We start from the raw sequence: 24025 nt of genomic DNA, 5'->3' as shown, positions 1-24025 counted from the left end.
CGTTCAGGTTCTGCGCGTGCGCATGGCCCTGCGAGCCGTAGCCGATGATGGCGACGGTCTTGCCCTTGATCAGGCTCAGGTCGCAGTCCTTGTCGTAGTAGACCTTCATGGTGTTCCTCTCGTGTCGGGGTGGATCAGGCGGCCGTGGTGGCCAGGGATGGTTTCATGAGCGAGTACGCCGCCTGCACCACGGCGGACGGCTGGATGCGGGCGACGGATTCCAGCCGGGTGGCATAGCCGACCGGGATGCGAGGCGCGCCGACGCGCGCCACCCGGCAGCCGGTGGCCTGCGCGGCGGTGGCCGCCACTTCGGCGCCGAAGCCGCCGGCCTGCACGGCGTCGTGCACCACCAGCAGCCGGCCGGTGCGGGTGCAGTCCTCCAGCACGGCCGCGCGGTCCCAGGGCCACAGCGTGCCCAGGTCGATGACGCTGGCCTGCACGCCCTGTTCGGCCAGTTGCGCCGCGGCCTGCGTGGCGGTGTGGACCGCGGCCGACCAGCTCACCAGGGTAAGGTCGGCGCCCCGGCGCAGCACCCTGGCGCGGCCCGGCACGGCCACGGCGGATTCGTCGACCTCGCCTTCCAGCGTCCAGAGTTCCTTGTTCTCCATGTAGATCACCGGGTCCTCGCCGCGCAGGGCCTGGGTGAGCATGGCGTAGTTGTCCTGCGGCGTGGACGGGCACATCACCACCACGCCGGGCAGGTGCGCGAACCAGGCCTCCAGGCTCTGCGAATGCTGCGCGGCCGAGTTGGACCACATGCCGATCGGCATGCGCATCACCAGCGGAACGCGCCCCTGGCCGCCGAACATGTAGCGGTTCTTGGCGGCCTGGTTGACGATCTCGTCCATGGCGCACAGGGCGAAGTCCACCACCCGCAACTCGACCACCGGCCGCAGGCCCACCAGCGCCATGCCGACGCCGGCCCCGACGATGGTGGCCTCCGAGATCGGCGTGTCCACCACGCGCTCGGGACCGAACTCGGCCTGCAGCCCCTTGTACTGGCCGAAGATGCCGCCGCGGCCCACGTCTTCGCCGAGCACGACCACCCGCGGGTCGTCGCGCATCGCATTCGCCACCGCGCGCGCGGCGGCCTCGGCGTAGCTCATCCGGGTCAATGCCATGTGCCGGCTCCCGTGGTCTGGATGTCGGTGAAGGCCGCGGCCGGGTCCGGCGGCGGCGACGCATTGGCGAAGGCCACGGCCGCCTCGATCTCGGCCTGGACTTGCGCGTCGATCGCGTCCAGCTGCGCGGCGCGGGCGCCCGTGGCCAGCGCGCGCTCACGCGCACGGCGCAGCGGATCGGACTCCTCGGCGTCCAGCAGGTCCTGCGGGTCGCGGTAGCCCTGCTTGTCGACCGACACGTGGCCGCGCACCCGCCAGGTCAGCGCGTGCAGCATGCGGGGGCCTTCACCGGCGCGCACCTGGGCGACCAGGCGGCCCGTGGTCTCGTGAACGGCCTCGACATCGTTGCCGTCCACCGACTCGCCCGGCACGCCGAGCGCGACGGCACGCGCCAGCACGCCGGGGCCGGCCGACAGGCTGGCGGTGTCGCTGGTGGCCGAGTAGCGGTTGTCCTCGCAGATGAAGAGCACCGGCAGGCGGTACACCGCGGCCCAGTTGAGCGCCTCCAGGAAGGGCCCGCGGTTGGCCGCGCCGTCGCCGAAGAAGCAGGCCACCAGGTGCGGCCGCCCCAGCAGCTTGAGCGCCTGCGCCGCGCCGCAGGCGATCGGCAGGCCGGCAGTGACCACGCCGTTGGCGCCCAGCATGCCCACGGAGAAATCGGCGATGTGCATGGAGCCGCCCTTGCCGCCGTTGCTGCCGTCGGCGCGGCCGAACAGCTCGGCCATCATGCGGCGCATGTCGCCGCCCTTGGCCAGGGTGTGGCCGTGCCCGCGGTGCGTGCTGGTCAGCAGGTCGTCGCGGGACAGGTGGGCGCAGACGCCGGCGGCCACGGCCTCCTGCCCGATGGACAGGTGCAGCGGCCCGCGCACCTTGGCGCTGTCGCTCATCTTGGCGCCCAGCACCTGCACGCCGCCCTGGCTGGCCACTTCGGCCGCGAGTTCGAAGGCGCGGATGCGCGCCATGGTCCGGTAGAGATCGATCATGTTCACGGGTCAGAGCGCCACGGTGGAGATCCACGGCACGGCGGCGATGACCGTGACGCCGACCAGCAGGGCCAGGAGGTAGGGCCAGATCGCCCCGATCACTTCGTCCGGCCTGGCGTCGCCGATGCGGCAGGCGATGTAGAAGCCCACGCCGATGGGCGGCATCATCAGGCCGATGTTCATGGCGCAGACGATCACCATCGAGTAGTGGACGTCGTTGATCCCCAGCTTCTTGGCGATGGGGAACATGATGGGCGCCAGCAGCAGCACCGCGGGCAGCCCTTCGAGCAGGCAGCCCAGGACCAGGAACACCCCGATGGTCACGGCCATGAAGGCGATCCAGCCGCCGGGCAGGCTGGTCATGAACACCGACAGCTGCTGCACCACGCCGCTTTGCGTGATCGACCAGGCCATCGCCGAAGCGGCGCCCAGCACGAACAGCACGGCGCCCGACAGCGCGGCGGTCTCCACCAGCATGCTGTAGAACTTGCGCAGGCCGATGCCGCCGTACAGCACGTGGCCCACGAACAGGGCGTAGACGACGGCGACGGTCGAAACCTCGGTGGCCGTGGCCACGCCCTCACCCACCGCGGTGCGGATCAGAAAAGGCAGCACCAGGGCCGGGGCCGCGACCAGCACCAGGCGGCCGACCTGCTTCATCGGGGCACGCCGGGCGCCGCGCATGTCCTCGTGGCGCGCCTTCCAGCGCGCCAGCACGGCCAGCACCGCCAGCAGCACCATGGCGACCACGAAGCCGGCCTGGAACAGCCCGGCGATCGAGACACCTGCCACCGCGCCCAGCACGATCAGCACGATGCTCGGCGGCACCGTGTCGGCCATGGCCGCGCCGGTGGCCAGCAGCGCCACCATCTCGGGCGGCCGGTGGCCCCGCCGCTTCATCTCGGGGAACAGCGCCGGCGCCACGGTGGCCATGTCGGACACCTTGGAGCCCGAGATGCCCGAGACGATGAAGAGCGACCCGAGCAGCACGTAGGACATGCCGGCCTTGATGTGGCCCAGCAGCGAGGCCAGGAAGTCGACGATGGCCTTGCCCATGCCGGTGGTGTCCAGCACGCAGCCGAGCAGCACGAAGATGGGCACCGACACCAGCACCAGGCTGGACATGCCCTCGTCCATGCGGCCGATGACGACCGTGAGCGGCACCTGGGTAGAGAACGCCAGGTAGCACACCGCGCCGATGCCGAAGCAGAAAGCGATCGGCACGCCCGCCACCAGGCAGAGCGCGACGAAGCCCACCAGGAAGATGCCGATGTTGGCGGTGCCCAGCTTCAGGAGCTGCGGCGACAGGCCCCAGCAGATGCCGCCGATGGCCGCCACCAGGACCAGCGCCAGCGCCATGTCGGTCTTGCGCACCGTGCGGCCCGCGTACACCGCGACCAGGGCGAGCATCGCCACCAGGCCGACCGCGATCGAACCGACGCGGAAGGCATTGGGCATGTCCAGCGCCGGGGTGCGGATGAACCACTCGTCGCGCGCGTAGTCGATGGCCGGGCCGATCAGCGCGACCAGCACCGCCGCCATCGCCGCCAGGGCCAGGGCATGGACGAAGTCGCGTGTCCGCGGCGGCAGCATCTCCACGAACAGGTTCAGCCGCAGGTGCTCGTTGCGGTGCAGGGCGATCGCCGAGCCCAGCATGGTCAGCCAGACGAAGGAGATCGAGACCACTTCGTCCGACCACACGACCGGCTTGCCGAACACGTAGCGCGAGACCACGCCCGCCAGCAGCAGCACCGTGATGTTGAGCATCAGGGCCGCCGAGACGGCCTCGAGCGGCCACATCCAGAAGGGGCTGCGGACCGCGGGGCCCGGGGCGCCGCCCTCGAGGACTTCGGCCGCGGAAGGCAGGCCCGGGTGTGCCGGCGTGGGGGCGGGCGCCACGCCGGCCGCGTGTTGCGTCATGGAAAGACTCCGGTGGGAACGGCGCGCGTCAGCCGAGCTTGCCGGTGTAGCGCTCCATCACGGCCCAGGCCTCGTCGCCGAACTTGGTCTTCCACTCGCTGTAGAAGCCGGCGCTGCGCAGCTTGTCGCGGAACGCATCGGTCTTGGGCGTGTTGAACACGATGCCGCGGGCCACCAGGTCCTGCTGCAGGGAGGTGTTCTGGGCGGCCACGTCGGCGCGCTCGTTGACCGCCGCGGCGTTCAGGTGCTTGGCCGCGATGTCGCGCACGTTCGCCGGCAGGCGGTCCCAGGCGCGGCGGTTGATCAGGGTCCAGAAGCCGTCCCACATGTGGTTGGTGACCGAGCAGTACTTCTGCACTTCGTAGAGCTTGAAGTTGGAGATCACGGCCAGCGGGTTCTCCTGGCCATCGACCACCTTGGTCTGCAGGGCGGTGTACATCTCCGAGGCGTTGATCGAGGCCGGCGCCGAATCGAAGGCCTTGAACATCGAGGTCCACATCGGGGAGACCGGCACGCGGATCTTGAAGCCGCGCAGGTCGTCCGGCGTGTTGATCGGCTTGGTCGACGTGGTGATCTGGCGGAAGCCGTTGTCCCAGATCTTGTCCAGCGCCACCAGGTTCACCTTGGCGATCTGGGCCCGGATGTACGCGCCGACGTCGCCGTCCATGGCCTTCCACACCAAGTTGTAGTCGCTGAAGGCGAAGCCCAGGCCGTTGAGCGCGGCGGGCGTCACCAGCGTGGACAGGATCAGGCCGGACAGGTTGAACATCTCGACGCCGCCCGAGCGCAGCTGGCTCAAGGTGTCGGTGTCGGAACCGAGCTGGTTGCTCGGGAAGATCTGGATGTCCAGGCGGCCGTTGGTCTCGGCCTTGATCGCCTCCACCGCCTGCTTGGCCCGCACGTTCATCGGGTGCGCGGGCGGCTGGTTGTTCGCGTACTTGAAGGTGAATTCGGCGGTCTGGCCGTAGGCCAGCTTCAGCGGCGCGGCGCAGGCCGCGGCGGCGACACCGGTGGCCTTGATGAGGGTTCGGCGGGAAAAGGACATCGTCTGTCTCCTTGGTTGTGGGTGCAGTTTAGGAAAGCGCGTACTGCCGACTCAGGCGGCCGGCGCCCGCGCCGGCGTGGCGGCGGGGATGTCGAACAGGTTGCGCATGAAGAGGCCGCTGGCCAGGTAGCCGCCGTCGACGCCCAGCGTCTGGCCGGTGATGAAGCTGGCCTGGTCGGAGGCGAAGAAGAGCACCGCGCTCGCGACCTCTTCGGCCGAGCAGAAGCGGTTCATCGGGCACACGTCCATGTAGGTGGACTGCCGGGAGCTGCCGTGCAGCGTGCGGATCATCGGCGTGTCGACGAAGCCGGGCGCGATCGCGTTCACGGTGACGCCCCACTCGGCCGACTCGATGGCGAACTGGCCCGTCATGGCGATGAGCGCCGCCTTGGAGGTGCCGTACGCCAGCCGGCCGGTGCCGGCGCGCACGCCGCTGATGGACGAGACGTTGACGATGCGGCCCCAGCCCTTGGCCCGCATGCCGGGCAGCACGTGCTGGGTGAGGACCATGGGCGCGGTGAGGTTGACCGCGAGCGTGGCGTTCCACTGGGGCAGCCCCACGTCCAGGGCCGGCTGCGTGGAGACGATGCCGGCGTTGTTCACCAGGATGTCGATGGCGGGGAACTGCCGGCCCAGGCGCCCCAGCATGGCCTGGACCGCTTCCATGTCGGCCAGGTCCACCACGAAGGCGGCGGCCCGTCCGCCGGCCTGCGCGATGGCCTGCGCCGCTTCTTCGGCCGCGGCGCCATTGCGATCGACGATGCAGACCATGGCGCCCTGCTGCGCCAGGTCCTGCGCGACCTGCAGGCCGATGCCGCTGGCCGCGCCCGTCACCACGGCAATCCGGCCGGAATGCTGCCTCGGGTTGTTCATGGTGCACTCGCTGGTTTTTTAGTTCAACATGTGGAACCAAGAGGCGCGATGTTGCAGGGGTCCCCTTTGCAAGGGAAGAGGGGACCTGCGGATCGGCCGATGGAATTGGTCCGCTATATGGACCACGTAATGCGGGTTTTCACCGAGATGAACAACGACGGTCCAGCGCCGGGCGAGACGCCGGGCGCCCAGACGCTGCGGCGCGGATTGAGCATCCTCAAGCTGCTGGCGCGCTACCAGCCCGGCGGTCTTCGCATCAGCGACATCGGACGCCGGCTGGGGCTGAACAAGGCCACCGCGGTGCGGCTGACCCAGGCGCTGGTGGATGAGCGCTTCGTCATCCACGACGCGGCCTCGCGCTGCTACCGCCTGGGACCGGAGACCTTCGCGGTCGGGCTGGCGGCCGAGCCCGGCTACGCGCTGCAGCGGCTGGCCACGGCCTCGCTGCGCGCGCTGGCGCTGGAGACCGGCGACTGGGTCTTCTTCTCGGTCGTGCAGGGCTTCGAGGCCATCTGCATCTCGCGCGAGACGGGCGACATGCCCATCCCGCCGGACGCGCTGCGGCTGGGCGACCGGCATCCGCTGGGCGTGGGCGCGGGCGGCCTGGCCATCCTGGCCGCCCTGCCCGACGACGAGGTGGAGGCCGCCTTGCGCGCGAACGGCCGCTACATCGACGAGCGCTGGCCCAAGTCGTCCGTCCCCGTCATCCGCACGCTCGTGGGCGAAACGCGCGAGCGCGGCTATTCCATCATCCCGGGCATCGTCGCGCCCGGCTACTGGGCGCTGGGCGTTCCGCTGCTGCAGCGCGGCGGCCGGCCGGTGGCCGCCATCGTGCTGGTGGCCAGCGAGTCGCGCCTGCACCCCACGCGCCGTGCGGTGCTCGGCGAACGCATGCTTCGCATCAGCCACGACCTGATGCGCCGGGCCGCGGAAGAGTCGCCGGCCTAGGTCGGCAAGGCCGCCAGCGCCTCGGCGAAGGCGGCCGAGTTGTTCAGCACGGTGTACGAGCGGATGCGCCCGTCCGCGAAGGTGAAGAGGTTGGCCGCCGTCGCCTGCACCTGGCGCCCGGTCGACTTGATGCGCCACCGGCCCCGGAGCACCACCACCGCCACCTCGCCCTGCTCCAGGACATGGAGGCGCTGCACGTCCTGGATCTCCAGGCAGGCCTCCAGTTTTCCGACGAAGGCCAGCAGGCCCTCGACGCCCTGCCAGCGCCCGGCCCACGGGATGCCGTCCGTGCCCTGCCAGTCGAGGACGAAGTCGTTCGTGACGCAGGCGGCGAGGCCGGGCGCCGAGAGCGCCTTCAACGCGCCGTAGAACTGGTCGAGGACGGGGAGCATGGCCGGGCACGATAGCAGCCTGCGGATGTCGCGCTGCGCACCGGGGACAATGCGTCCTTCCCCCACCTCCCGAATGCTTCCTTGAGACCCTCCTCCCCCTGGCCCGGCAAGATCATGGCGCTGCTGCGCGCCGGCAACCCGGCCGCCGCGGTCGCCCAGATCCGCGTGGCCCCCAGCGTGCGCGACCTGCGCGCACTGGAGAAAGCGATGGCCGAAGCCCGGCTGGGCGGCCGCTGGCGCGAGGTCGATGCCGCCATCGCCGAAAGCCTGCAGGCGCTCTCCGCGCCCCGGCTGCACCGCTCGCCATGACCGGCACCAAGCAGGCGTCCGGCACCAGCGTCTTCTGGCGGTACCTGCGGGACCAGCGCAAGCTCGCCTTCGGCGCCCTGCTGCTGGCGGGGGCCAGCCAGGTGCTGGCGCTCGTGGATCCCATCATCTTCGGCTGGCTGGTGGACGACTATGCCAACCAGCGCGGCGCCAAGAGCGACCAGGAGCTGGTGGGCGGGGCCCTGAAGCTGCTGGCGCTGGCCCTGGCGGTGGCGATCGCGTCGCGCGCCTGCAAGACCATGCAGGACTACGTGACGCGCCTGATCGTGCAGCGCATCGGCACCCGCATCTTCAACGACGGCCTGCGCCAGACGCTGCGGCTGAACTACCAGGACTTCGAGGACCGCAGCAGCGGCGAGACGCTGTCGCTGCTGCTGCGCGTGCGGCGCGACACCGAGCGCTTCATCAACACCTTCATCAACGTGCTGTTCGCCTCGGTGGTGGGGCTGTCCTTCCTGCTCTGGTACGCCGTCACCAAGACCTGGCTGCTGGTGCCCGTCTTCCTGGTGGGCCTCCTGGTCCTGGGCGGCCTGTCGGGGCTGCTGAGCCGGCAGATCCGCTCGCAGCAGCGGTCGCTGAACCGGGAGACCACCCGCAACGCCGGCGTCATCACCGAGAGCCTGCGCAACGTGGCCCTGATCAAGAGCCTGGGCCTGACCTTCCGCGAGATCCGCCGGCTGGAGGCGCAGACCGAGGTGATCTTCGCGATGGAGATGCGCAAGGTGCGGCGCATCCGGTGGCTGTCGTTCCTGCAGGGCTCGACGCTCAGCGTGCTCAAGCTGTCGGTGCTGTTCACGCTGCTGTGGCTGATCTTCCGCGACGTGCTGACCACCGGCGAGCTGATCGCCATGCAGTTCATCTCGGTGGGCATCCTGGCGCCGCTGCAGGAGCTGGGCACGGTCATCCTGGCGTGGCGCGAGGCCAGCTCCTCGATGGCCAACTTCGCCGAGCTGATGGCCAAGCCGGTCGACCAGCGCCCGCGCGACGCGGTCCACATCGGGCCGATCGAGTCGCTGCGCTTCGAGGACGTCGTGTTCCGCCACCGCGGCGCGCAGGAGAACGCCCTGGACGGCGTGAGCTTCGCCGCGCAACGGGGCGAGACCATCGCCTTCGTGGGCCCCTCCGGCTCCGGCAAGTCGACGCTGGTCAAGCTGCTGCTGGGGCTGTACCGCCAGTCCGCCGGGGAGGTCCTCTTCAACGGCGTCAGCACCCGGCGCCTGCGCTACAACGAGGCGCGGCGGCAGGTCGGCTACGTGACGCAGGAAACCACGCTCTTCGCCGGCACCGTGCGCGAGAACATGCTGTTCGTCCGCCCCGATGCCACGGACGGGCAGATCGTGCAGGCGATGGAGCAGGCCCAGTGCGGGCCTTTGCTGCAGCGCCTGCCGCAGGGGCTGGACACCGTCGTCGGGGAGGCCGGGATGCGCCTGTCGGGCGGCGAACGCCAGCGGCTGTCGATCGCCCGCGCGCTGCTGCGCGAGCCGCGGCTGCTGGTCTTCGACGAGGCGACCTCGGCGCTGGACTCGCTGACGGAGCGGCACGTGACCGAGACGGTGCGCCGCATCTCCGACCGGCGCGCGCAGATCACGCTGCTGATCGCGCACCGGCTCTCGACGGTGCTGCACGCCGACACGATCTACGTGCTGGAGAAGGGCCGCGTCGTCGAGCGCGGCACCCACGGGGAACTGGTGGCGCTCAAGGGGCTGTACTACGCGATGTGGCGCCAGCAGGTGGGCGAGAGGCCCCTGCCCCCGGCACTGGAACCGCAGCCCCGGGGCGAAGCTTCGGCGGACCTGGACGGCCCGACGCAGGAGCTGTCGTCCGTGTCGCCCACCGATCCCGGCGCCTAGCGGACCACGCCGGCGAAGGACGCCGCCAGCTGCCGGGCCGACCGCGCGCTGGCGCCCTTGCCGGTGATCGCCAGGGCCAGCGGATGGCCCAGCATGCGCTCGAAGACCGCCCGCACCTCGTCGGCCCCGATGCTGTCGATCATGGCGATCGCGTCCGCCATCGGCGTCACGGTCCCGCTGGCCAGGAGCTCCTCGACGGCGTGCTCCATCGTGGCGTAGGTGCGCTCGCAGGCGCGCACGCGCGAGACGGTCAGCTGGTTCTTGGCGCGCTCCAGCTGGATGGGATCGATGGCGCTGGCCTGCGCGCGCAGCAGTTCGCCGGTGGCGGCCATCAGGGCGTCGAGCTTGTCCGGCGTGGTGACCGCGTGGACCACGAAGTTGGCCCAGACGTCGCCGCTCTCCATCGTCGAATGCGCCGTGTAGGCCAGCCCCAGCTGCTCGCGGACCGTGTCCACGAAGGGCGCGGACATGCCGCCGCCGAACAGGTTGGCGGCCAGCGAAGCCGCCAGTCGCCAGCGCTGCTGCGGCATCTCGTCCGCCCTGGCGGGCGCCAGCGGGTAGGCCAGGTTCAGGAACACCTGCGACACCTGGGTGAAGCGCCGGGCCTGCGCCTGGCCGACGTACTTCGCCGGCACGACGGGCCCCAGGGCCGCATCGCCGGCCGATGCGGGCATCGCGGCGAACAGCTCGCCGGCCAGCGCCAGGAAGGCCTGGACGTCGAAATTCCCGGCCGCGGCGACGACGGTCTTTCCGGCCACGTAGTGGGACTGCACGTGGCGCACGAGGTCCTGCCGAGTGAAGCGCTCGATGTTCTTCACCGTGCCGATCACCGGCATCCCCATGGGATCGTCGCCCCAGACCGCGCGGTCCAGCAGTTCGCTGGAGCTCTCCTGCGGGTCCTCCTCGTACTCGATGGCCTCCTGGCGGATCACGTCCAGTTCGCGCTGCAGTTCGCCCTCGGGGAAGGTGCTGTTCAGGACGATGTCGGCCGTCATTCGCAGCAATTGCTCCGCGTGCCGGCCCAGGCCGGTCATGAAGTAGCCGGTGGTGTCCTTGCCGGTGAACGCATTGACGTCGGCGCCCAGCCGCTCCGCATCCAGGTTGATGGCCTGCACCGACCGCGTGGTGGTGCCCTTGAACGCCATGTGCTCCAGCACGTGGCTGATGCCGTTGGTGGCCGGCGTCTCGTCGCGGGAGCCCACGCGCAGGAACACGCCCACGCTGGCACTCTGCACGTGGGGCATGGGGATGGCCAGCAGCCTCACCCCGTTGGCGAGGGTGTGGACGACGGGCGTGCCCGCCGGGGCGGAGAGATCAGCCTGCAGCCTGTCCATGGTTCAGCGGCCCTCCGGCGGCTGCAGCCTGACGCCGATGCCGTAGAGCGCGAGCAGGCCCAGCACATGCCCGATGGCCACGCCGGGCTCGCCCGCTTCGATGCGGCCTATGGTCTGCACGTGCACGCCCAGGCGCGCGGCCGCGGCGGCCTGGCCCTCGCCCGCGGTCGACCGGGCCAGCTTGGCCGCGGCCCCCATGTCCCTGATCGACTGCAAGGCGTCGCCGGCGATGTCTGCTGAAATTCGCTTCCCTTGGGCCATGGGGGCATTGTCGCCGCGGGCACGGCCAGGGGCGCTTGCGCTCGACAATCGTGGCGCCGCCCTCGCGGGCAACGCAGCATGACCGTCGATCCGCCCATCCACCTTGCGCAGCCCGAAGACGCCGATGAGATCGCCGCGATGTCGCGCGAACTCATCGAACACGGCCTGCCCTGGGGCTGGCGCCCGGCCCGCGTGCTCAAGGCCATCCGCCACCCGGAAACCAACGTCGCCGTGGTCCGCGCAGAGCGCGAGCTGGTCGCGTTCGGCATCATGGAGTACCTGGAGTCGGACGCCTACCTGGTGCTCTTCGCCGTCGCGAAGGCATGGCAGCGCAAAGGGGTGGGCAGCGCCCTGCTGCGCTGGCTCGAGGCTTCGGCCGCGGTCGCCGGCGCGCAGCGGATCCGCCTGGACACCCGGCGCGACAACGTCGCCGCGCGCACCTTCTACAACGAGCTGGGCTACCACGAGGTCGTGATCCAGCGCGGGCGGTACAGCGAGGCCGTCGATGGGATCCGGCTGGAGAAGTGGCTGCGGACGGCGGGGGGAGAAAGCCCGTGATCGTCGTCTTCGATGCCCGGTGCCTCCTTTGCAGCGCCTGGGTGCGGTTCCTCCTCGGCCGCTGACCTGCGCGCCCTCCTTCCGGCGGGATCGGGCAGCGAAGCGCTTGGCGAACGTTAGCTTCACCTTCGCCTTGTAGGTCTCGCCGGTGCACAGGATCCCGTCGTGCGACCAGACCGGGCCCGCCCACTTCCTTTTCGGCTTCGTCATGGTCTCCTCGTCGCGCTAACGCGGGCCGGGGCGGCCGCCGCGCAGGGGCTGCAGCAGGTGCTTGAGCCCGTTGTGGTCGATCTCGTGCATCAGCGCGAGCAGGCGGCCCAACTGGCCGGAAGGAAACCCTTCGCGGGCCAGCCAGTTCAGGTAGTTGCCCGGAAGGTCCGCGATCGGGGTGCCCTTGTACTTGCCGTACGGCATCTCGGTCCTGACCAGGAGATCCAGCGGTTCCGACATCGCGGGATTGTCGCCCGGCGTGAGCGGGCACTCGGGGATGGGAAGATGCCGCTTTCAATGCGTCGAGGAACTCAACCATGCAGTGCCCAGTGTGCAAGACAGTGAACCTGACGATGGCCGATCGAAGCGGCATCGAGATCGACTACTGCCCGCAGTGCCGCGGCGTGTGGCTGGATCGCGGCGAGCTGGACAAGATCATCGAACGGGCGACGCCGCAGGCGATGGCCGCACCGGTGCAGCACCAGCCCCCGCCCGCCTACCCTTCGGCGCAGCCCCCATACGGCAGCGGCGGCTACTACAAGAAGAAAAAGCGCGAAGGCTTCCTGGGCGAGCTGTTCGATTTCGATTGAGGGCCGGCTGCGCCCGGGCCTGGCAGTCGACCGGCCGCCTCAGTTGAGGCGCAGGATCTTCTTGCACTCGGTCGCGATCGAAGCCGCCAGCTCGCGGGCCGCCGGTGTCAGGCGCACGTCGCTGCGCGTGTAGAGCCCCGCGGTCAGCAGCGGGAAAGGCTTGCTCAGGACGATCTCCTCCAGCAGCGCCGCCACCGCCGGCTCGTCCAGCATCGGCTTGCCGACCAGGCCCAGGGCGTCGCTGCGGGCGAGGGTCGAGATCTTGATCGAGTGCGAATCGCACTCCGCCGCGGAGGCCGGGATCTCCAGGCCTTCCGCCTGGAAAGCCTGCTCCAGCACGCCCCCGCGCCCCCTGGACCGCGTCATGATCCAGTGCGCGGCCTGGAGCTCCTTCAAGCTGCGCGCGGTCCGCAGCGGATGCCCCTTGCGCCCCACCACCGTCAGGCGGAACCGCGCGAGCGCGCGGACGCTGAAGCCGCTGGTCGTCTCCTGCTCCAGGCGCAGGCACACCGCGAAGTCGAGCGTTCCGTCCCGCAACATGGGCAGCAGCGTCTCCTGGGTGCCCTCCACGACGCGGACCGTGGTGTTGGCGTGCTGGCGTCCGTATCGCGCGAGCACCGGGGGGATGAGCCAGGCGCCGATGGCCGAGGCGACACCGACCGTCACCGAGTCCCTCGCGCGGCCCGCCAGCCGGTCGACCTCCTCGCGGGCTTTCTGCAGTTCGGCCTCGATTCCGCGCGCGCGGGGAAGCACGGCCTTGCCGGCCTCGGTCAGCACGATGCCCTGGCTGCTGCGATTGACCAGCATGACGTCCAGGTCCTGCTCGAGTGCACGCAGGCTCTTGGTGACCGAGGGCTGGGACAGGTTCAGCTTGCGCGCCGCGCCACGGATGCTTCCCGCCTCGGCGACGGCACAAAGCACCTTGAGCTGCCCGAGTTGCATGGGTGATAGCCGGCGGTTATCTGGAAGAAGCACGGGCATCTTATGCCGGGAGGCGGGTGCGTGCTGTACTGGGCTCCGCTTCCAACCACGAGGGCTGCCGCCATGAAAAGACGTCTCTTGCTGATCAGTGGGCTGCTGCCGTTCGCGCTGGCGAATGCGCAGCCGGTGGGGGGCGCCGCCCACATCACGATCGTGGTCGGCGGTCCCGCGGGAACCCCCGGCGACACGATCGCCCGAACCCTCGGCGAGCCGCTTTCCCGGGAGCTGGGCCGACCCGTGGTGGTCGAGAACCGGCCGGGTGCGGCCGGCACCCTGGCGCTGGCCGCGGTCAGCCGGGCCGCACCGGACGGGAACACCCTGGGCACCTTCGCGCTCCAGTCGGTCGTGGCGCCGAACATCATCAGGACCATGCCGTACGACACGGCCCGCGACCTGCTTGCGGTGCGCCAGATCTCCACCGTCACCAACGTGCTGGTGGTGCGGGCGGACAGCCCGATCCGGGACGTCGCCGCCCTGTTGCGCGACGGCCGGACCGCCAGGTTCACCTTTGCGTCCGCAGGGCTGGGAACGCCCTCGCAACTCGCGGCCGAGCTGTTCGGGCAGGAGGTCAAGCTGGCCCTCCAGCACGTCCCCTTCAACGGCCCCATCGCGGCACTCGCCGCGCTGGTCGGCGGGCACGTGGACATGATGTTCGCGACGACACCGGCCGCGTTGCCGCTCATCAAGGAGGGGAGGCTGCGCCCGCTGGCCGTCACGGCCGGCCTGAGGATCGCAACCCTGCCCGAGGTGCCGACGCTGGCGGAGCTGGGCCATGCGCAAGCCAGCCTGCGGGACTGGCACGGCATCGTGGCGCCGGCCGGCACACCGCCGGAGCGGATCGATCAGGTCGCCGCAGCCATCGGCCGGGTGCTCGCCAGCGACTCCGTCCGGCAGCGCCTGCAAGCCTCCGGCCTGGACCCGCTGCCCGAGTCGGGCCCGAGCGAGTTCCGCCGTTTCATCGAAGCCGAATCGGACCGCTGGACCGCGGTGCTGCGGCGTGCCGGCGTGACCATGCAGTGAAAGATCCGGCCGCCAGGCCCGATGGCTACCGGGCCGCAGGCAGATGGCTCACCACGATCGCGGTGTACTGGCCCCGGAACGGATTGCCCCACGAGTTCAGCTCGCACGGCACCGGCAGGCAGGCCTGCGGGTCCGACCGACATTTGCACTCGCGGCACCGGTCGCCGCCCACGAGGGTCCACGGGACCAGGTACCCGGTCTTGCCGTCGGACAACTTGATGAGATGAACCGTCACATCCGACATTTGGCAACTCCAGATACACAACGACATACTTTCTGGAGAATTGAAACCGCGGTGTAGGCGCGCGCTGCTTCGGCGGTAGGACGGCACTGACGCAGTTCCCGGGCCAGATTGGTGCGCTGGAGACGTATCCTCAGAACGAGGTAGTCCGGATCGGCCATGCAGCACGGCGGCCGTTGCTGCGAATCTTGGACAGAACAACAAATGTGCGGCTCGCCGCCATCGAAAGGTCCGATGCAACTTCCGAAAGAACAAGGCTCGGGGCCCGCTCACCGTCGACTGATGAAGAACCCGGAACACCATACGCCTCAAGGTCACCCCTTCACTCTCTTGGCACTGGGAGGCTTCCTGGGCGGCATCGCCGCGGATGTGGTCCAGGCCGGTTTCCTGGGCTTCGCCGTGCTCACGCTGGGCGCGGCTTTCGGCCTCCTCGCGGGCTTCGGGCACTTGCGCAAGGGCTACGCGGGTTGGCAGTCCGGCACCGACATCGGCCTGACGACGGTCCTGCCGTTGCTGACCGGTCTCCTGGGCATGCACCTGGGCAATGCCCTCTGGGGTTGATCAGTCCGCCGGGGCCTCCCACCCCAGCACCTCGGCGATGCGGAGCACGACCCAGCCGGCCTCGGCGGGCGTCACCGAGGATTCGGGCCCGGCCAGCGCCAGCCGCATCTGGTGCAGCACCTCGCGCTGCGGATCGCCCGACTTGAACTGCACGGCGGCCGCGTGCTCGCTGAGCATCTGGGCCATGTCCTCGCACAGCTCGTAGCGCTCGCGCACGTGGCGCATCGGCTCCACGAGCCGGTGGCCCCCCGGCGCCGTGTAGAGCGCCACGAAGGAAGGCGGGACCTCGATCTGGTTGTAGTCGTCCATCGTGCGCCGCTTTACTTCGCGCCCGCGGCCTGCAGCACCTGCACCACCTGCGCCTGCCCGCGCCGCTTCGCATGCGCCAGCGGGCTGACGCCCTCGCGGTCGGCCAGGTTCACATCCGCCTTGTGCTGCACCAGCAGGCGCACGATCTCGACGTAAGGCGGCCCTCCGTCGCCCAGGATCACGGCTTCCAGCAGGCCCGTCCAGCCGAGGTTGTTGACGTGGTTCACGTCGATCGCGGTGGTGAGCAGGAACCGCACCGTCTCCACGTGGCCGTGGTGGCAGGCCGGGATCAGGGCCGTGCCGCCATAGCGGTTGGTGCTGCGCAGGTCCGCGCCCGCGGCCACGGTGGCGCGCACGACCTCGGTGGAGCCGTTGGCGCCCGCGAGCAGGAAGGCGCTGTCCCGCTGCGGGTCCTGGGCGTTGACGTTCGCACCGCGCGCGATCAGCGCACGCACGACCTCGATGTGGTTCCCCGCCGTGGCGGCCAGCACCGCGGTGCGGCCACGGGCGTCGCGCTGCTCGACGTCGGCACCGCCCCGCAGGAGGGCCTGCACCTGGGCCAGGTCGCCGCGCGCCGCCGCCTCGACCAGCGGCGCTGCGGCTTGTCCCGAAGCGAAATGCGGCATGGCGGCCAGCACGCCGGCGAGGAGCAGGCCCCGCCGGGCAGCGGCTGCGGGCCTCACTTCTTGGGCGTCATGATCCCCATCATCAGCTCGGTGTTGAGCTTGGCGATCTTCTGCATCAGGGTCCACTGGCTGGTCATGATGCGGGTGAATTCCGGGTTGGTGGGATTGGCCTGTCCCGTCATCGCCAGCTGCGCGGTGGACTGCCCGATCTTCTGCTGCTCCGCGAGGATTTCCTTGATCGCATCGTTGTATTGTTCAAGTGTCATGGTGGCTCCAGAATCGGGTGACATTCCCCGGCGCATCTTATGCCCCGTGGCGGATCGAGTGGGGCGATCGAGGACAGGACGCATGACGCACCCGACAGCAGGCGCGAAGGACAACAGCGGGCAAGCCGGCTCCCGCTGGCGGCTGGCCGTCTGGGGCGCGGCCGCGGCGCTCCTGCTGCTGCCCTTGGTCGCGATGCAGTTCACCGATGAGGTCGACTGGGACCTGGCCGACTTCGTCTTCGCCGGCGTGCTGGTGGGCGGCGTGGGCGCCACCTATGAGCTGGCCGTGCGCAGGACGCGCAACCGCACGTACCGGGCCGCCGCGGCCGTCGCGTTGGCGGCGGCCTTCATCCTCCTGTGGGGCAACGCCGCCGTGGGCGTGATCGGGTCCGAGGACAACCCCGCCAACCGGATGTTCCCCGGGGTGATCGCCGTCGGCTTCATCGGCGCCCTCCTCGCCCGCTTCCGTCCCCATGGCATGGCCTACGCGCTGCTCGCGACGGCGTTCGCCCAGGTGCTGGCCGCGGGGGTCGCGCTGGGAACCGGCCTGGGCTCCACGGTGGGGGTCACGGTGTTCTTCACCGCGTTGTGGCTGGTGGCGGCCGCGCTCTTCCGCAAGGCGGCGAGCGAGCAGGCCGACGGCGCTGCGGGGTTGGGCTAGGTGTCCTGCGCCACGAGCCACTCGACCGCTTCCTCCACCTCGTCGAACGGCTTGTAGTCGACGCCGCCCTGCCGGGCCGCGGGTTCGATCTGGCCCTTCGGCCGGTCCGGCCGGGCCACCACCGCGCAGCGCACGGACCCGATGTGGTGGGCCAGCACGGCGCCCACGCCGGCGTGGTCGGAGGCGGACATCTCCCCGATCACCTGGCGCACGTCGATGAGCACCCGCTGCACCTGCACCCGGCGGATCTCCTGGCCGATCTTCGCGACGACGGCGGCCGCACCCGCCGGACTCTTGAAGCCCGACACCACGGCTTCCAGGTAGGTCGCGTGGTGGACGAAGCGCACGCTGATCGCTCCGGGCGACAGGGCAAAGGGAGGTTCGAAGTCGTCTGGTGTCATGGGCCTTCAGGGCTGGGGCGCCTCGTGCAGCAGTTTAAGGAAGCGCGCCGCCAGCGCGCCCAGCGGCCGGTCGCGGGGCACCACGCTGCCGTAGGCCTCCAGCGTGTGACGGAACCGGTAGGGCAGCACGCTGAGCATGCCGTGCTCGGCATGGCCGCGCGCGACGGTCTCGGGCACCACCCCCAGCATCTGAGAGCGGCGCACCAGGTTGATGGTGGTGAGGATGGAGCCGGTCTCCACCAGGCCGCGGGGCAGCGCCACATGGTGGTGGCGGAATTCCCGCTCGATCAGGTCGCGCATGGGGCTGCCCTGCGGCTGCAGGATCCAGGGGTGCTGGAGCAGCGTGCGGAACTCGAGCTTGCGGCGGCGGGCCAGCGGATGCTCGTTGCCCGCGATCACGGCCAGGGCCTCGTCGTCGATGCGGCGGAAAACGCAGTCGACCCCGGGCACCGACGTCAGGCGGCCCACCACCACCTCCAGCACGCCCTCTCGCAGCTGCCCGAGCAGGCGGTCGCTGGTGTCCACCGCGATCTCCATCGACGCCATCGGGAACTCGGCCTTGAGCTGCAGCAGCGCACCGGTCAGCCGGCCCGGCGAGGCCGCCATGATGCTGCCCACCGCCAGCTTGCCCGCGCCGCCCTGGCGCACCGATTCCAGCTCCTGGTTGAGCGCCTCGATGCTGCCGCGGATGCTGCGGAAGAACCCGGTGACGCGCTCACCGGCGGGATTGCGCTGCAGCCCGCGCCCCACCCGGTCGAACAGCTTCTGCCCGAGCGACTGCTCCAGCTCGCCGAGCATCTTGGTGGCCGCCGGCTGCGTCAGGCCCAGGGTGTCGGCCGCGGCGCTCAGCGTGCCCAGCTCGTCGATGGCCAGCAGCAGCGCCACCTGGCGCATGCGCAACCGATTCATCAGCTGGGGGGTGGTCTGCTGCCGGTCGACGGATCCCACGATGCATTACCTGAGGTTATGTTTCGATGAAGTTCTTTCAGTTTACGGGAATGGGTCGACGGCCTAGCATCCACCCGGCTGACATCCTCGGAGACATGGAAGAAATGAAAAGACGCCTGCTGCTCGCCTGTACCGCGTTCGCCGCCCTGGCCACTGGCACCGCCGGCGCCCAGACCGCCGACTGGCCCGCCAAGCCCGTGCGCATCCTCGTGGGTTCCGCGCCCGGCGGCGGCACCGACGCGATGGCCCGAGCCGTCGCCGACAAGCTCGGCCCGGCGCTCAAGGTGCCGGTGGTGGTGGAGAACCGTCCCGGCGCGTCGAACACCCTGGCCGCGGACCTGACCGCGCGCTCCAGCGACGGCTACACCATGGTGATGGGCGTCTCCACCGCGCACGCCATCGCGCCGCACCTGCTCAAGCTGGGCTACGACAACGACAAGGACCTGGTGCCCGTCGCCATGGTGGGCTCGGTGCCCAACGTGCTGGTGGTCAACAACTCGCTTCCCGCCGGCACGGTGGCCGAGCTGGTCGCGCTGGCCAAGAAGTCGCCCGGCAACCTGAACTTCGCGTCCAGCGGCTCGGGCAGCACCCAGCACATCGCCGCCGAGCTGTTCAAGGAGGCGACCGGCACCTTCATCACGCACATCCCCTACAAGGGCAGCTCCCCGGCCCTGATGGACCTGATGGCCGGCCAGGTGCAGCTGTCATTCGACACGCTGGCCTCCGTGCTGCCCCACATCCAGGCCGGCAAGGTCAAGCCGCTCGCCGTTGCCAGCGCCAGGCGCAACCCGCGCCTGCCCAACGTGCCCACCTTCGCCGAAGCCGGCGTGAAGGACGTGGAGATGGGCGCCTGGTACGGCCTGTACATGCCGGCGGCCACGCCCAAGGCGGTGCAGGAGCGCGTGCACCAGGAGGTCGGCAGGCTGCTCGCCCTGCCCGACACCCGCGCGCGCCTGGAGGCGATCGGCGCGGAGATCACGCCGATGTCGCAGGCGCAGTTCGCCGCCTTCCACGCCACCGAGAACAAGCGCTACGCCGAGCTGATCAAGCGCCGCGGCATCAAGGCGGAATGAGCATGGCCGCCTCCCTGAACGACAAGCCGGTGGTCGCCCTCACGCTGGGCGACCCGGCCGGCATCGGCCCCGAACTGGTGGCGCGCCTGCTGGCCCGGCAAGAGACGCTGGCTGCCGCCAACGTGGTGCTGGTGGGCGACCCCTGGCTCTGGCAAGACGGCCAGGCCATCGCCGGCCTCGAAGTGCCCACGCAACGCGTCGACGGCTTTGCCGAAGTGCGCGGCCGTGCCGACACCTCGCGCCCGGCCTTCCTGCCGATGGACACCGTGGCGGCGGAACAGGTCGTGCGCTCGCGCTCCGAAGCGGCCGGCGGCGCCTCGGTGCTGCGGGTGCTGGACCGCTGCATGGACGCGGCGCTGGCCCGCGAGGTGGACGCCATCTGCTTCGCGCCGCTGAACAAGCAGGCCATGAAGCTGGGCGGCCTGCGCCACGAGGACGAGCTGCACCACTTCGCCGAGCACCTGGGCGTGACGGGCTACTTCTGCGAGTTCAACACGCTGGACGCGCTGTGGACCTCGCGCATCTCCTCGCACGTGCCGCTGGCGGACGTGCCGAAGTACATCACCCGCGAACGGGTGATCGCCGCCGCCACGCTGATGTACCGCACGCTGCAGGCCAACGGCCTGGCCCAGCCCCGCGTCGCGGTCGCCGGGCTCAACCCGCACAACGGCGAAGGCGGCCTGTGCGGCCGCGAAGAGGTGGACGTCATCGAGCCGGCGGTGCGCGAGCTGAACGCGCAGGGAATTCCCGTGACGGGGCCCTTTTCGGCCGACACCATCTTCCTTCGCGCCCGGGACGGCGCGCTGGACGCGATCGTGACCATGTACCACGACCAGGGGCAGATCGCGATCAAGCTGCTGGGCTTCTCGCGCGGCGTCACCGTGCAGGGCGGCCTGCCCCTTCCCATCACCACGCCGGCCCACGGCACCGCCTACGACATCGCGGGCCAGGGCAAGGCGGACGTCACGGCCACGGCCAATGCGTTCGCGATCGCGGCCCGGATGGGACGCGCGCGACGGCCCGCCTAGCGCCATTCCCCACCCCGCATGGAAGCACTGGATTCCCGCCTTCGCGGGAATGACGAATCCAGGTGCCCGAACCCCTTGAAAGGACCTCACATGAAGATCAAATCCGTCCGCGCCCGCGTCTTCGAATGGAAGGGCAAGACCGTTCCGCCGCAGGGCAACTTCTGCTCCAACGCCATGGACCTGGTCAACCAGAACCCGGCGCGGCAGCACGCCTCGGGCCAGGACACCATGAACACCTTCCGCTTCCACGGCTGGACCGTGGTGGAAGTGGAGACCGACGACGGCATCGTCGGCCTGGGCAACGTGGCGCTGGCGCCCAGGATCGCCAAGGCCATCGTCGACGAGTACCTCGCGCCCCTGGTCATCGGCCAGGACCCCTGGGACTACGAATACCTCAACCAGCGCATGTACCGCGCCACCCACGCCTGGGGCCGCAAGGGCGTGGGCATGGCGGCCATCTCCGCCGTCGACATCGCCATCTGGGACATCCTGGGCAAGTCGGTCGACAAGCCGGTGTTCAAGCTGCTGGGCGGCCGCACCAAGGAAAAGATCCCCTGCTACTACAGCAAGCTGTACCGCACCGACCTCAAGGAGATGCAGCGCGAGGCCGAGAAGTACATGAAGGAGGGCTTCCGCGCCTTCAAGATGCGCTTCGGCTACGGGCCCGCGCACGGCCAGCAGGGCGTGGTGGAGAACCTCAAGTCGGTGGAGGCCGTGCGCGAGGTGATCGGCTACGACAACGACCTGATGCTCGAGTGCTACATGGGCTGGAACGTGGAGTACGCCAGGCGCGTGCTGCCCAAACTCGAGAAGTTCCAGCCGCGCTGGCTGGAGGAGCCGGTGCTCGCCGACGACATCGACGGCTACGCCGAGCTGAACCAGCTGACCAGCATCCCCATCTCGGGCGGCGAGCACGAGTTCTCGCTGTACGGCTTCAAGCAGCTGCTGGACCGCAAGGCGGTGTCGGTGGTGCAGTACGACACCAACCGCGTGGGCGGCATCACCATGGCGCACAAGATCAACGCGCTGTGCGAGGCCTACTCGGTGCCGGTGGTCCCGCATGCCGGCCAGATGCACAACTACCACCTCACGATGAGCAGCCTCAACTGCCCGATCAGCGAGTACTTCCCGATGTTCGACGTCGAGGTGGGCAACGAGCTGTTCTATTACATCTTCGAGGGCGAGCCGGTCGCCAGGGACGGCTTCCTGCAGCTGGCCGACGACCAGCCCGGCCTGGGGCTGAAGCTGCGCACCGACTACCTGGACCAGTTCAACATCATCGGGTGACGGCCATGGCAACCTCCCCGCGCTACCGCGGCCTGTTCCCGGTGGTGCCGACCACCTTCACCGAAGCCGGCGAGCTGGACCTGGCCAGCCAGAAGCGCTGCGTCGACTTCATGATCGACGCCGGCTCCGAGGGGCTGGCCATCCTGGCGAACTTCTCCGAGCAGTTCCTCCTGTCGGACGAGGAGCGCGAGGTCCTCACCCGCGCCATCCTCGAGCACGTGGCCGGCCGCGTGCCGGTGATCGTGACCACCACGCACTTCAGCACCCGCGTGTGTGCAGAGCGCTCGCGCCGCGCGCAGGCCATGGGCGCCGCCATGCTGATGGTGATGCCGCCCTACCACGGCGCCACCTTCCGCATGCCCGAAGGCCAGGTGCGCGACTTCTACCAGCGGCTGTCCGATGCCGTGGACATCCCGATCATGGTGCAGGACGCGCCCGCGGCGGGCACGCCGATGTCGGCGGAGTTCCTGGCCCGCATGGCGCGCGAGATCGAGCACGTGGCCTACTTCAAGATCGAGACCGCCGGCGCGGCCGCCAAGCTGCGCGAGCTGCTCCGGCTGGGCGGCGACGCGATCGAAGGGCCCTGGGACGGCGAGGAGGCCATCACCCTGCTGCCCGACCTGGAGGCGGGTGCGACCGGCTCGATGACCGGCGGCGGCTTCCCCGACGGCATCCGCCCCATCCTGGACGCGTACCGCGCGGGCCGGCGCGACGAGGCGATCCAGCGCTACGAGCGCTGGCTGCCGCTGATCAACCTGGAGAACCGCCAGTGCGGCTTCCTGGCCGCCAAGGCGCTGATGAAGGAAGGCGGCATCATCGACTGCGAGGCGCCGCGCCACCCCTGGCCGCCGCTGCATCCCGCCAGCCGCTCGCTGCTGGTCGAGACGGCGCGCCGGCTCGACGCACTCGCCCTGCGCTGGGGGCGTTGAGGCGGCGGGAAGCGGTGATCGGGGACAATCACGTCCCCGAGAAGTACAAGCAGTTCCGCTTCCCTCCCCCCGATGTCCGCCCCTTCCGGCCTGGCCGGCTCCCTTGCTTCGTCCCTGGGCCCGCGCCGCGTGCGCGCGTGGCTCGCCCGGCTGCTGCCCGGCCCCCTGGGCATCGACGGCCGCGAAACCTGGCGCGCCACCGTCGGCGCGGCCGTGGGCCTGCTGTTCGCGGCGGCCTTGAGCCGGCTGCTGGCCGGCGCCCACCCGGCGGCGGCCTGGCTGGTGGCCCCGCTGGGCGCCTCCGCCGTGCTGGTGTTCGCGATGCCGGCCAGCCCCCTCGCCCAGCCCTGGGCCGTGCTGGCGGGCAACACGCTGTCGGCGCTGGTGGGCATCGCCTGCGCGCGGGCGATCCCCGACCCGGCCCTGGCCGCCGCCGTGGCCGCGGCGGCGGCGATGCTGCTGATGGTGCGGCTGCGCTGCCTGCACCCGCCCGGCGGCGCGGCGGCGGTGCTGGTGGTGGTCACGCACACCACCGACTTCCACTTCGCCCTCTTCCCGGTGCTGCTCAACTCGCTGCTGCTGGTGCTGATCGCCGTGGTCTACAACAGCCTCACGGGCCGCGCCTACCCGCGGGCCCAGGTCCTGCCGGCCGAGGCCGGGCCGCAGCCGGTGAACGGCCGCGGCTTCACGGCGGCCGACCTGGACGCGGCGCTGGCCCGCTACAACCAGGTGGTGGACATCGGCCGCGCCGACCTGCAGTCGCTGCTGGAGCACGCGGAGATGGCCGCCTACCAGCGCAAGCTGGGCGCCCTGCGCTGCGGCGACGTGATGAGCCGCGAGCCGGTGTCGGTGCAGTTCGGCACGCCGCTGCAGGAAGCCTGGGCGCTGATGCGCGCCCGCCGCATCAAGGCGCTGCCGGTGGTCGACCGCGCCCGGCGCATCTGCGGCATCGTGACCACGGCGGACTTCATGCGCCACGCCGATCCCGAGGGCCACGCGGGCCTGGGCGCGCGCCTGCGGCAGGTGCTGGTGCCCAGCGGCGCCAGCCACGGCGAGAAGCCCGAGGTGGTGGGCCAGATCATGACCCGCTCGGTGCGCGTGGCCAGCGAGGACCGCCTGCTGGCCGACCTGGTGCCGGTGTTCGCCGAGGACGGCCACCACCACATCCCCGTCATCGACGCCGAGCAGCGGCTGGCCGGCATGATCACGCAGACCGACCTGGTGCGCGGCCTGTACCAGGCGCCGCCGGCCTAGCGGCGCCTCGCGCCGGCCCGGCGCCGGC

The 24025-nt window shown here is 70.4% G+C and carries 29 protein-coding genes and 2 pseudogenes; 13 read left to right on the top strand and 18 right to left on the bottom strand.

Features of this window, described 5'->3' with window-relative positions:
• From ASG30_RS22055 to ASG30_RS04830, 6 genes and pseudogenes are all read right to left on the bottom strand, one after another.
• Nucleotides 1–109: pseudogene (locus ASG30_RS22055) on the bottom strand (ketol-acid reductoisomerase); the annotation flags it as partial.
• Between the two features lie 25 nt (nt 110–134).
• Nucleotides 135–1121, bottom strand: coding sequence for an alpha-ketoacid dehydrogenase subunit beta (locus ASG30_RS04850; protein ID WP_055893418.1), 987 nt, complete (start codon nt 1119–1121; stop codon nt 135–137).
• Nucleotides 1112–2104, bottom strand: coding sequence for a thiamine pyrophosphate-dependent dehydrogenase E1 component subunit alpha (locus ASG30_RS04845; RefSeq protein WP_055893458.1), 993 nt, complete (start codon nt 2102–2104; stop codon nt 1112–1114). Before ASG30_RS04845 ends, ASG30_RS04850 begins: the two co-directional genes overlap by 10 nt.
• Nucleotides 2105–2113: 9 nt before the next feature.
• Entirely contained in the window at nt 2114–4024 is a 1911-nt protein-coding gene (locus ASG30_RS04840; protein ID WP_082521905.1) for a TRAP transporter large permease, read from the bottom strand.
• A 28-nt stretch (nt 4025–4052) separates the two neighbouring features.
• A complete protein-coding gene (locus ASG30_RS04835) occupies nt 4053–5069 on the bottom strand; it encodes a TRAP transporter substrate-binding protein (RefSeq protein WP_055893416.1) in 1017 nt (338 codons plus the stop codon).
• A 51-nt stretch (nt 5070–5120) separates the two neighbouring features.
• Nucleotides 5121–5942, bottom strand: coding sequence for an SDR family NAD(P)-dependent oxidoreductase (locus ASG30_RS04830; protein ID WP_082521904.1), 822 nt, complete (start codon nt 5940–5942; stop codon nt 5121–5123).
• A gap of 129 nt (nt 5943–6071) precedes the next feature.
• Between ASG30_RS04830 and ASG30_RS04825 the strand changes: the two genes are divergently transcribed.
• Nucleotides 6072–6890, top strand: coding sequence for an IclR family transcriptional regulator (locus tag ASG30_RS04825; protein ID WP_235579737.1), 819 nt, complete (start codon nt 6072–6074; stop codon nt 6888–6890).
• Here ASG30_RS04825 and ASG30_RS04820 read toward each other — a convergent pair.
• Nucleotides 6887–7282, bottom strand: a complete 396-nt coding sequence (locus ASG30_RS04820) for a nuclear transport factor 2 family protein (protein ID WP_055893410.1) — start codon at nt 7280–7282, stop codon at nt 6887–6889. The two genes, ASG30_RS04825 and ASG30_RS04820, sit on opposite strands and share 4 nt — an antisense overlap.
• 81 nt (nt 7283–7363) lie before the next feature.
• Here ASG30_RS04820 and ASG30_RS04815 point away from each other — a divergent pair, with 81 nt between their 5' ends.
• Nucleotides 7364–7591: a hypothetical protein gene (locus ASG30_RS04815; RefSeq protein WP_156385427.1), complete on the top strand. Its 228-nt coding sequence runs from the start codon at nt 7364–7366 to the stop codon at nt 7589–7591.
• Nucleotides 7588–9459, top strand: coding sequence for an ABC transporter ATP-binding protein (locus ASG30_RS04810; RefSeq protein ID WP_082521903.1), 1872 nt, complete (start codon nt 7588–7590; stop codon nt 9457–9459). The genes ASG30_RS04815 and ASG30_RS04810 overlap by 4 nt, the downstream gene beginning before the upstream one ends.
• On the opposite strand, the gene ASG30_RS04805 is transcribed toward ASG30_RS04810, so the two are convergent.
• Together ASG30_RS04805 and ASG30_RS04800 are read right to left on the bottom strand one after the other, a co-directional pair.
• The gene (locus ASG30_RS04805; protein WP_055893407.1) at nt 9456–10793 is read right to left on the bottom strand and encodes a M16 family metallopeptidase; all 1338 of its coding nucleotides are present in this window, start codon (nt 10791–10793) and stop codon (nt 9456–9458) included. The two genes, ASG30_RS04810 and ASG30_RS04805, sit on opposite strands and share 4 nt — an antisense overlap.
• 3 nt (nt 10794–10796) lie before the next feature.
• Entirely contained in the window at nt 10797–11054 is a 258-nt protein-coding gene (locus ASG30_RS04800; protein WP_055893405.1) for a helix-turn-helix domain-containing protein, read from the bottom strand.
• Nucleotides 11055–11132: 78 nt separating this feature from the next.
• On the opposite strand from ASG30_RS04800, the gene ASG30_RS04795 reads away from it, so the two are divergent.
• Nucleotides 11133–11612, top strand: coding sequence for a GNAT family N-acetyltransferase (locus tag ASG30_RS04795; RefSeq protein ID WP_055893402.1), 480 nt, complete (start codon nt 11133–11135; stop codon nt 11610–11612).
• Between the two features lie 80 nt (nt 11613–11692).
• On the opposite strand, the pseudogene ASG30_RS22925 reads toward ASG30_RS04795, so the two are convergent.
• Together ASG30_RS22925 and ASG30_RS04790 are read right to left on the bottom strand one after the other, a co-directional pair.
• Nucleotides 11693–11804, bottom strand: a pseudogene (locus ASG30_RS22925) (DUF1801 domain-containing protein); the annotation flags it as partial.
• A 33-nt stretch (nt 11805–11837) separates the two neighbouring features.
• The gene (locus tag ASG30_RS04790) at nt 11838–12062 is read right to left on the bottom strand and encodes a DUF3820 family protein (RefSeq protein ID WP_055893399.1); all 225 of its coding nucleotides are present in this window, start codon (nt 12060–12062) and stop codon (nt 11838–11840) included.
• A gap of 77 nt (nt 12063–12139) precedes the next feature.
• Here ASG30_RS04790 and ASG30_RS04785 point away from each other — a divergent pair, with 77 nt between their 5' ends.
• Nucleotides 12140–12412 (top strand): TFIIB-type zinc ribbon-containing protein, encoded by a 273-nt coding sequence (locus tag ASG30_RS04785; protein ID WP_055893396.1) that lies wholly within the window; start codon nt 12140–12142, stop codon nt 12410–12412.
• A 39-nt stretch (nt 12413–12451) separates the two neighbouring features.
• Here the strand turns inward: ASG30_RS04785 and ASG30_RS04780 are convergent, their stop codons facing one another.
• Entirely contained in the window at nt 12452–13354 is a 903-nt protein-coding gene (locus ASG30_RS04780; protein WP_055893394.1) for a LysR substrate-binding domain-containing protein, read from the bottom strand.
• 102 nt (nt 13355–13456) lie between these two features.
• Between ASG30_RS04780 and ASG30_RS04775 the strand changes: the two genes are divergently transcribed.
• On the top strand, nt 13457–14413 hold the full coding sequence (locus ASG30_RS04775) for a Bug family tripartite tricarboxylate transporter substrate binding protein (protein ID WP_162243713.1): 957 nt from the start codon (nt 13457–13459) through the stop codon (nt 14411–14413).
• 25 nt (nt 14414–14438) lie between these two features.
• Here ASG30_RS04775 and ASG30_RS04770 read toward each other — a convergent pair whose 3' ends face one another.
• Nucleotides 14439–14648 (bottom strand): hypothetical protein, encoded by a 210-nt coding sequence (locus ASG30_RS04770; protein WP_156385426.1) that lies wholly within the window; start codon nt 14646–14648, stop codon nt 14439–14441.
• Nucleotides 14649–14936: 288 nt separating this feature from the next.
• Here ASG30_RS04770 and ASG30_RS04765 point away from each other — a divergent pair, with 288 nt between their 5' ends.
• Entirely contained in the window at nt 14937–15215 is a 279-nt protein-coding gene (locus tag ASG30_RS04765) for a hypothetical protein (RefSeq protein WP_156385425.1), read from the top strand.
• Here the strand turns inward: ASG30_RS04765 and ASG30_RS04760 are convergent, their stop codons facing one another.
• Genes ASG30_RS04760 through ASG30_RS04750 form a run of 3 tightly spaced genes read right to left on the bottom strand, consistent with a single transcriptional unit; the run spans nt 15216 to nt 16416 of the window.
• Entirely contained in the window at nt 15216–15524 is a 309-nt protein-coding gene (locus tag ASG30_RS04760) for a hypothetical protein (protein WP_055893383.1), read from the bottom strand.
• An 11-nt stretch (nt 15525–15535) separates the two neighbouring features.
• On the bottom strand, nt 15536–16150 hold the full coding sequence (locus tag ASG30_RS04755) for an ankyrin repeat domain-containing protein (protein ID WP_055893448.1): 615 nt from the start codon (nt 16148–16150) through the stop codon (nt 15536–15538).
• 53 nt (nt 16151–16203) lie between these two features.
• Nucleotides 16204–16416 (bottom strand): hypothetical protein, encoded by a 213-nt coding sequence (locus ASG30_RS04750; protein WP_055893380.1) that lies wholly within the window; start codon nt 16414–16416, stop codon nt 16204–16206.
• 82 nt (nt 16417–16498) lie between these two features.
• Here ASG30_RS04750 and ASG30_RS04745 point away from each other — a divergent pair, with 82 nt between their 5' ends.
• Nucleotides 16499–17077 (top strand): hypothetical protein, encoded by a 579-nt coding sequence (locus ASG30_RS04745; protein WP_055893378.1) that lies wholly within the window; start codon nt 16499–16501, stop codon nt 17075–17077.
• Here ASG30_RS04745 and ASG30_RS04740 read toward each other — a convergent pair.
• Nucleotides 17074–17478: an STAS/SEC14 domain-containing protein gene (locus ASG30_RS04740; protein WP_055893376.1), complete on the bottom strand. Its 405-nt coding sequence runs from the start codon at nt 17476–17478 to the stop codon at nt 17074–17076. The two genes, ASG30_RS04745 and ASG30_RS04740, sit on opposite strands and share 4 nt — an antisense overlap.
• A gap of 6 nt (nt 17479–17484) precedes the next feature.
• Nucleotides 17485–18426, bottom strand: coding sequence for a LysR family transcriptional regulator (locus ASG30_RS04735; RefSeq protein WP_055893373.1), 942 nt, complete (start codon nt 18424–18426; stop codon nt 17485–17487).
• Nucleotides 18427–18530: 104 nt separating this feature from the next.
• Here ASG30_RS04735 and ASG30_RS04730 point away from each other — a divergent pair, with 104 nt between their 5' ends.
• The 5 genes from ASG30_RS04730 to ASG30_RS04710 all read left to right on the top strand — a co-directional run bounded on the left by ASG30_RS04730 (nt 18531) and on the right by ASG30_RS04710 (nt 23997).
• Nucleotides 18531–19499 carry a Bug family tripartite tricarboxylate transporter substrate binding protein gene (locus ASG30_RS04730; RefSeq protein WP_055893371.1) on the top strand — a complete coding sequence of 323 codons (969 nt, stop codon included), beginning with the start codon at nt 18531–18533 and terminating at the stop codon, nt 19497–19499.
• Nucleotides 19496–20527 (top strand): 4-hydroxythreonine-4-phosphate dehydrogenase PdxA, encoded by a 1032-nt coding sequence (locus tag ASG30_RS04725; RefSeq protein WP_442965662.1) that lies wholly within the window; start codon nt 19496–19498, stop codon nt 20525–20527. Before ASG30_RS04730 ends, ASG30_RS04725 begins: the two co-directional genes overlap by 4 nt.
• A 90-nt stretch (nt 20528–20617) precedes the next feature.
• A complete protein-coding gene (locus ASG30_RS04720; RefSeq protein ID WP_055893366.1) occupies nt 20618–21814 on the top strand; it encodes an L-rhamnonate dehydratase in 1197 nt (398 codons plus the stop codon).
• Nucleotides 21815–21819: 5 nt separating this feature from the next.
• On the top strand, nt 21820–22743 hold the full coding sequence (locus ASG30_RS04715) for a dihydrodipicolinate synthase family protein (protein ID WP_055893363.1): 924 nt from the start codon (nt 21820–21822) through the stop codon (nt 22741–22743).
• A gap of 72 nt (nt 22744–22815) precedes the next feature.
• Nucleotides 22816–23997 (top strand): HPP family protein, encoded by a 1182-nt coding sequence (locus ASG30_RS04710; RefSeq protein WP_055893360.1) that lies wholly within the window; start codon nt 22816–22818, stop codon nt 23995–23997.
• The last annotated feature ends 28 nt before the right edge of the window (nt 23998–24025 follow it).

It is taken from the genome of Ramlibacter sp. Leaf400, from assembly GCF_001424545.1.
Lineage (GTDB): Bacteria > Pseudomonadota > Gammaproteobacteria > Burkholderiales > Burkholderiaceae_C > Ramlibacter.
Note: the sequence above shows the minus strand (reverse complement) of the source record. Positions and strands in the feature narration are given on the sequence as shown.